Below are 7,644 nucleotides of genomic sequence, written 5' to 3' on the forward strand. Positions count from 1 at the left end.
GATTCCGGGATGTGCCTCTTCCAGCATCCTACTGCCCGGGGACGGCGGGTTTCCGGGGCCGTTGGAGGGGTCTTTGAGCCCTATCCCGGGCAGCGGATCCGGGGTCACGGTGGGGCATGTGGTCGATCCCCGTCGGCGGTCAGCGCCGGCTCCTGGCGGCGGTGCTCGCCGTCCTGCTCGTGGCGGCCGCGGTGGCCGGAGCGGTGCTGCTGGCCTCGGGGCCGCGGGGTTCGGGCCCGCAGGGCGGATCCCCGGCCACACTGTCCGTGCCGCCGTCGTCCTCCGCTTCCACGGAGTCACCGTCCGAGGCCACGACCACGGCGGCCCCGTCACCGGCCACGACGACGGCGGCCGCGCCTGAGCCGGGCGTACCGGCGCCGCCCGCCGCGGAGCCACCCGCGCCGCCCGTACCTCCCGCGCCACCGGCACCCCAGCCTTCCGCACCGCCCGAACCGGCACCTGAGCCACCGCAACCGCCCGCCCCGCCCGCGGACCCGTTTCCGGCCGCGCTCCGGGGCGCCGACGTCGAGGTCATCCCCGGCGCCGGGCCGGTGGTCGCCCTGACCTTCGACGCCGGGGCCAACTCCGCCGGGCTGCCCAGCATCCTGCAGACCCTCTCCGCGACGGGTGTGCGGGGGACGTTCTTCCTCACCGGCGCGTGGGCGTCCGGCAATCCGGCGTGGGTGGCCGCGATCGTGGCCGGAGGGCACCGGATCGGCAACCACTCGATGACCCACCCCGGCTTCACCGGCCTGACCGACGCCCAGATCGCCCAGCAGCTCGCCGGCGCGGAGGCCGCCATCAGCGCCGCCGGCGGGACCGCCCGGCCGCTGTTCCGGTTCCCTTTTGGCGAGCGGGACGCGCGCACCATCGCCGCCGTCAACGCCCTGGGCTACGTCGCGGTCCGCTGGACCGTGGACACGCTGGGCTGGAAGGGAACCAGCGGCGGCATCAGCGTCCAGACCGTGCTGGACCGGACCCTCGCCGGGCTGCGCCCCGGCGAGATTGTCCTGATGCACATCGGCTCCAACCCCGACGACGGCAGCACCCTCGACGCCGACGCCCTGCCGCAGTTGATCGCGCGGCTCCGGGCGGCGGGCTACGGCTTCACCACCCTCGGTGCCCTCCTCCGCTGACGGTGCCGATGACGTGCCCGCGGGCTGCGGTGCAGGCCTGTCGCGCGCCCGGGAAGGCTGGTACGAATAACGCATGACGGTCTCGCCCACAGTCGCCGCAGCACTGGCGCCGGTGGACGCCGTCGTCTTCGAACTCGACGGCGTGCTGCTGGATACCGCCGAACAACGCGCCGCGGCCTGGCGGATCCTGCTGGACGAGGTCCTGCGTGACCCCCGGCTGCCGCCCACCGCCCGGCGCGGCCCGCCCACCGGCGCCGACTTCACCGCCTATCTGGACGGCCGAACCCCCGCCGAGGGGGTGGCGGACTTCCTGGCCTCCCGCGGGGCGGCGCTGCCGGCCGGACACCCCGCCGACCCGCCGGGGGAGTGGACGGCGGCGGGGCTGGGCGCCAGGCAGGACCAGCTCTTCGCCGCGGCGCTGGCGGCCGACCCGCCACGGGCCTACCCCGGCTCCGTCGCCCTGCTGGAGCGGCTCCGGGCCGGCCGCGTCCCGGTGCTGCTGGCCACCTCCGCCCCGCACGCGTCGCCGCTGCTCGCCGCCGTCGGACTCGACGGCGCCTTCGACCAGATCGCCGACGGGCAGACCGCCGCGCACCGGGGCCTGCCCGGCAAACCCGCCCCCGCCCTCCCGCTGGAGGCGGTCCGGAAGCTGGACATCCCGCCCCGCCGGGCCATGGTGATCGAAGCCTCGGTGGCCGGGGTGCGGGCGGGACGCCGAGGCGGCTTCGGGCTGGTGGTCGGCATCGACCGGGACGGACGCCGCGCGGACCTGGAGGCCGCCGGCGCGGACATCGTGGTCGAAGACGTCAGCGAACTGGACATAGGCCTGGTCATCACCCACCCCTGGCTGCTGGTCTACGAGGGCTTCGATCCGGCGCACGAGGGGCACCGGGAAGCGCTGACCACCCTGGGCAACGGCTACCTGGCCACCCGCGGGACGGCCCCGGAACAGCGCGCCGGCCCCATCCACTACCCCGGGAGCTACTTGGCCGGTGTGTACAACCGGCTCACCAGCACGGTGGAGGGCCAGCGGACCACGGACGAGCACATGGTGAACATCCCGGACTGGCTGCACCTGGACCTGCGGATCGAGGACGGGCCGTGGTGGTCGGAGGGCGGGCTGCGGCTGCGCCGGGAACGGCGCACCCTGGACCTGAAACGCGCGCTGCTGACCCGGGAGGCGGAGCTGGAGGACGACGCCGGGCGGCGGCTGCGGGTGGTGCAGCGGAGGCTGGTATCGATGGCCGAACCGCACCTCGCGGCCCTGGAGACCGTTATCAGCGCGGCGGGCTGGAGCGGCCGGATCAGCATCAGCAGCGGCTGCGACACCGCGGTGCGCAACGCCAACGTCCCCGAGGACGCCGGCCTCGCCCAGCGCCACCTGACCGGGGTGCAGGCGGTGGAAAACCCCGCCAACGCACCCGGCCCGGGCGCCGTCGGCCTCGACGTGCAGGTCCGCACCAGCCGCAGCCGGATCGGGATCGCGCTGGCCTTGCGCACCGAGGCCTCCGGCCCGGCGAACACCGCCTACCACCAGTCCGCCGGCCTCTACGCCCACCGCCTGGAGGCCGCCGTGGGGGAGGGAGCCCCGGTCGCGGTCACCAAGACCGTTGCGGTGGCCACCTCCCGGGACCATGCGGTGTCCTCGCCGCTGGCGGGAGCGCAGGCGGTGCTGGCCCGCGCCGGCACCTTCGACCAGCTGCTGGCCGACCACGAGCGGGCCTGGTCCCTGCTGCTGACCCCGTTCATCATCGACTCGGATGCCCCCTCCCAGGCCCAGCTGATCCTCAACCTGCACGTCTTCCACGTGCTGCAGACCCTCACCCTGCACACCGCCGAGCTGGACGCCGGCGTCCCGGCCCGCGGCCTGCACGGGGAGGGCTACCGGGGGCACGTCTTCTGGGACGAGCTCTTCGTCCTGCCGGTGCTGAACTCGCGGCTGCCGTCCCTGGCCCGCGAGTTGCTGGACTACCGGTGGCGCCGGCTGGGGACGGCGCGGGACGCGGCCCGGTCGGCTGGCCTCTCCGGCGCCCTGTTCCCCTGGCAGAGCGGCAGCGACGGCACCGAACAGACTCCCAGCCTGCTGTACAACAGGCTGTCGGGCCACTGGCTGCCGGATTACTCCCACCGGCAGCGGCACGTGGGGCTGGCCGTGGCCTACAACGCCTGGCAGTACTTCGAGGCCACCCAGGACCGCGGCTGGCTGACCCAGCACGGCGCCGAACTGATCGTGGAGGTGGCCCGGCTGTTCGCGTCGATGGCCGAGCACGACCCCGCGGACGACCGCTTCCACCTGCGCGGCGTCATGGGCCCGGACGAGTACCACACCGGACCCCCGGAGCACCCGGACGCGGGCCTGGCGGACAACGCCTACACCAACGTCATGGCCGCCTGGGTCTTCGACCAGGCCGAATGGATTATGCGCTCGGTCAGGGGCTTTGACATGGAGGACCTGAAGGCCCGGCTGGGGATCACGACGGCGGAGATCACCCGGTGGGCGCGGCTGAGCCGGCGGATGTTCGTGCCCTTCCACGGCGAGGGCATCATCAGCCAGTTCGCCGGCTATGGCGAGCTCCGGGAGCTGGACTGGGCCGGGTACCGCCGCCGCTACCGGAACATCGAACGCCTGGACCTGATCCTCGAGGCGGAGGGGGACAGTCCCAACCGCTACCGGCTGGCCAAGCAGGCTGACGTGCTGATGCTCTTCTACGTCCTGGGCGAGGACCAGCTCACCGGGTTCCTGGCCCGGCTCGGTTACCCGGTCACCCCGGAGCAGTTGGCCGCCACCGTGGACTACTACCTGGCCCGTACCGCGCACGGCTCCACCCTCAGCCGGGTGGCGCACGCCTCGGTCCTGGCCCAGCGGGACCCTGAGCAGGCCTGGGCCACTTTCCGGGAGGCGCTCGACGCCGACCTCGACGACACCCAGGGCGGCACCACCAGCTCGGGCATCCACCTGGGTGCGATGGCGGGAACCATCGACGTCGTCCAACGCAGCTTTGCGGGCCTCCGGATCACCCGCGACGCGCTGACCTTCACGCCCCGGCTGCCGGTCGAGCTGCGCCGGCTCGGCTTCAAGGTCCGCTACCGGGACCAGCTGCTGGCCGTCCAGCTCGAACCGGGGCGGCTGGCAGTCACCGCCGCCCCGGGCGACGCCGCGCCCGTCCTGGTGCGGGTGGGGCAGCAGGAGGTGTTCCTGCAGGCCGGGCAGCGGCACGAGTTCCGGGCCGGGCCCTGACGCCGGGCACTCGGTGCGCCACGTATGAAACTCAGTCCCTCACCCGAATGACGGCGGCGCCGGTCACCCGGTCCGCGGCCAGGTCCCGGAGGGCCCGGCCGGCTTCCTCGAACGGGTAGGCGGTGGTGCTGGGCCGGAGCGGGATCTCCGCGGCGATCCGGAGGAACTCCTCCCCGTCGGCCCGGGTGTTGGCGGTGACGCTGCGCAACTGCCGTTCCTGGAAGAGCTCGGCGGCGTAGTCCAGGGCGGGGATGTCGCTGAGGTGGATGCCGGCGACGGCCAGCGTGCCGCCGCGGTCCAGCGCCCGCAGAGCCGGCGGCACCAGGGTTCCCACCGGCGCGAACAGGATGGCCGAATCGAGTGGATCCGGGGGCGGCTCGTCCGCGTCGCCGGCGAACACGGCGCCCAGCTCCAACGCCAGGGCGCGGGCCGCGGGGGAGCGGGTCATCACATAGACGCTGGCTCCCCGGTAGAGGGCCACCTGCGCGGCAAGGTGGGCGGAGGCACCGAAGCCGTAGATGCCGAGCCGGCCGCCCACGGGAAGGTCGGCCCGCAGCAGGGCCCGGTAGCCGATGATCCCGGCGCACAGCAGCGGGGCGGCCTCTTCGTCCCGGAAGGATTCGGGGAGCCGGTAGGCGAAGTCCTGGGCCACGGTCACCAGTTCCGCGTAGCCGCCGTCGCGGTCCCAGCCCGTGAAGGTGGGCGTTAGGCAGAGGTTCTCCTGCCCGCGGACGCAGAACCGGCACACCCGGCAGGTGCCCCCGAGCCAGGCGACCCCCACGCGCTCGCCGGGCTGGAACCGGTCCGCCCCGGGCCCGGACGCGACGACGTCGCCCACCACCTCATGCCCGGGCACCACGCCGGGCCGCCGCGGGGGCAGGTCCCCCTCGGCCAAGTGCAGGTCGGTCCGGCACACGCCGCAGACACGCACCCGGACCAGTACTTCGCCCCGGCCGGGGAGGGGGTCGGGCCGTTCGCCGGCCACCAGCGGACCGGTGTCCGCGGGCCCGGGGCGGCCTACCCACCAGGCGCGCATGGGTCTTTCCGGATGACGAGGACGTTGCAGGGTGCCTGCTGCAGAACCCCGGAGACGGTATTGCCCGGCCCGGTGCCGCGGCGGTGGGATCCCAGGACCAGGACGTCGGCCCCCGCCGCGGCGGCTGAGAGCTCCCGGCCCACGTGCCGCCCGGGAACCAGGGTTCCGGTGACGGCCAGTCCCGGGGCCAGCCTCCGGGCCTCCGCCACGGCGTCCGCCAGGAGCGCGGCTCCGCCCGTGGCCCGGCCTGCTCCATGCTCCGGGTCGACCGGGGCGACGTGGAGAATCTCGAGGCCGGTGCCCATCGCGGCGGCGAGGGCCGCGGCCTGGGCTACGACGGCGGTCCGTGCCGGGTCGGCGTCGACGGCGGCCGTCACCGGTTGGCCCGGCAGGGTGAGCCGCCTGACCACCATCAGTGGGCAGGGCGCGGAGGCTGCGAGGTCCGCGCAGACGGAGCCGGCGATCCGGCCCAGCACGCCGCCCAGTCCCCGGCTGCCCACCACCAGCAGTGCCGCCCCCCGGGCCGCGTCCTGCAGCACCTGGGCCGGAAGCCCCGGCAGCATCCGGGCGGTGACCGTCAGGCCGGGGGCGGCGGCTCGCGCAATGGCCGCTCCGGAGTCGCGGATGGTCTCTGCGGCGAGGCGAAGCCCGCTGCCGGAGACACCGCCGACCGGGCCCAGATTGGAGGTGAAAACCGGCCAGACCCAGGCGTGCACCACCTCGAGGCTGCGCTTCGTCGCGGCGGCGTGCCGGGCCGCCCAGCGAACGGCCAGCCGGGCGGAATCGGAGTCGTCATACCCGGCCACGACGGCGGCGCGCTGTCCTGGTGCGGCTGCCGGCATGGATCCTCCCGGGTAGGCGGACGGCACCCCAGCAGTGCGGCTTCACCCCAGTACAGGCGCCCGCCCGAGCGGAGGCTAGGGGCTTTGGTCCCCGCGCCGAGCGTCGGAAGCGTCACCGGCGCGGCGCTCCTCGCCGCGCTCCGCCGATGCGTGCCGGGCGTGCTCCTCGCGCAGCTCCCGGCCCCGGCGGATGTCCTCTTCCTCCTGGGCCTGCAGCTTGTCGCTCTTCTTGGTGTCCCGCGGCGGCAGCTGGATGGTTTCCTCGGCCTCGATCCCGGCCTGCAGTTCACGGCCGCGCTCAGTCTCGGCGTCGAACTCGGCACCGAACAGCAGCGACATGTTCAGGATCCAGAGCCAGAGCAGGGCCACGATGATGCCGCCGATCGCACCGTACGTCTTGTTGTAGCTGCTGAAGTTCGCCACGTAGAACCCGAAGGCCACCGAGACGAGCAGGAAGACCAGCAGGGCAATCGCCGACCCCATGCTCAGCCAGCGGAACTTCGGCTGCTTCACATTGGGGGTGGCGTAGTAGAGGATGGCGATCGCGACGATCAGCAGCACCAGCATGACCGGCCACTTGGCGATGTTCCACACCACCAGGAAGGCGCCACCCAGGCCGATCAGGTTACCCACGGACTCCGCCACCGGCCCGCTGAGGACCAGCATGGCGGCGATGACCACCACCAGCAGGAGGTTGACCACGGTGACGCCCAGCATGGTGCCGCGCAGCTTCAGGAACGGCCGGCCCTCGTCGGTCTCGTAGACCCGGTTCATGGCGCGGCCAAAGGCGCCCACGTAACCGGACGCGGACCAGATAGCCGTCAGGAGGCCGAGGACGAACGTCAGGCCTGCCGCGGAGGAGCTGGTCAGTTCCTGAATCAGCGGGCGGATCGTGTCCACCGTCTGCCCGGGGGCGAAGCCCTGAACGATGTCCAGCAGCGCGCCGGTGGTCTTCTGCGCGTCGCCGAAGAGCCCCAGCAGGGACACCAGCGCCAGCAGGGCCGGGAAGATCGACAGCACCGAATAGTAGGTCAGCGCCGCCGCCAGGTCCTGGCACTGGTCTTTAGTGAACTCGCGCAGGGTCTTGCGGGCGATGTACTTCCAGGACGGTTTGGTGACGTCGGTGGGGCGGTCCGGCTTGCGGGCGTCCTCCGGCGAGGGCGAGGTTCGGGCCTTGGCGGTGCTGCTGGTGGCGGTCTCGGCGTCGTCCATGGAGCCAGTGTGCGCCTGGGTGAGGTTCTTGGCCATCGGAATCTTCTTTCGTGGTTAAGCGCAGCGGCCGGCTGCCTCCGCGTCAGCGGGGGGCGCCCCCCGCCCGCCCCGGGACGCGAAACCACCAGGACAATTTGCAATGCGGCGGCGGCGCCGGCCGATAAGAAGGGAACCCCCCGC

Annotated in this window: 5 protein-coding genes; 2 read left to right on the top strand and 3 right to left on the bottom strand. The window is 73.5% G+C overall.

All coding sequences use genetic code 11. The features are described 5' to 3' along the window. Positions 1–116: 116 nt before the first annotated feature. Positions 117–1,136, top strand: a complete 1,020-nt coding sequence (locus AB0305_RS07885) for a polysaccharide deacetylase family protein (protein ID WP_364136148.1) — start codon at positions 117–119, stop codon at positions 1,134–1,136. Positions 1,137–1,209: 73 nt separating this feature from the next. Then, positions 1,210–4,374 carry an HAD family hydrolase gene (locus tag AB0305_RS07890; RefSeq protein ID WP_364136151.1) on the top strand — a complete coding sequence of 1,055 codons (3,165 nt, stop codon included), beginning with the start codon at positions 1,210–1,212 and terminating at the stop codon, positions 4,372–4,374. Positions 4,375–4,405: 31 nt separating this feature from the next. Here AB0305_RS07890 and AB0305_RS07895 read toward each other — a convergent pair whose 3' ends face one another. The 3 genes from AB0305_RS07895 to AB0305_RS07905 form a co-directional block, all read right to left on the bottom strand. Beyond that, positions 4,406–5,410 (bottom strand): zinc-dependent alcohol dehydrogenase family protein, encoded by a 1,005-nt coding sequence (locus AB0305_RS07895; protein ID WP_364136154.1) that lies wholly within the window; start codon positions 5,408–5,410, stop codon positions 4,406–4,408. Next, the gene (locus tag AB0305_RS07900) at positions 5,392–6,252 is read right to left on the bottom strand and encodes a universal stress protein (RefSeq protein WP_364136157.1); all 861 of its coding nucleotides are present in this window, start codon (positions 6,250–6,252) and stop codon (positions 5,392–5,394) included. The genes AB0305_RS07895 and AB0305_RS07900 overlap by 19 nt, the downstream gene beginning before the upstream one ends. 75 nt (positions 6,253–6,327) lie before the next feature. Further along, positions 6,328–7,500: a YihY/virulence factor BrkB family protein gene (locus tag AB0305_RS07905; RefSeq protein ID WP_364136159.1), complete on the bottom strand. Its 1,173-nt coding sequence runs from the start codon at positions 7,498–7,500 to the stop codon at positions 6,328–6,330. Positions 7,501–7,644: the final 144 nt, after the last annotated feature.

The sequence above is a fragment of the Arthrobacter sp. NPDC080086 genome, from assembly GCF_040702285.1.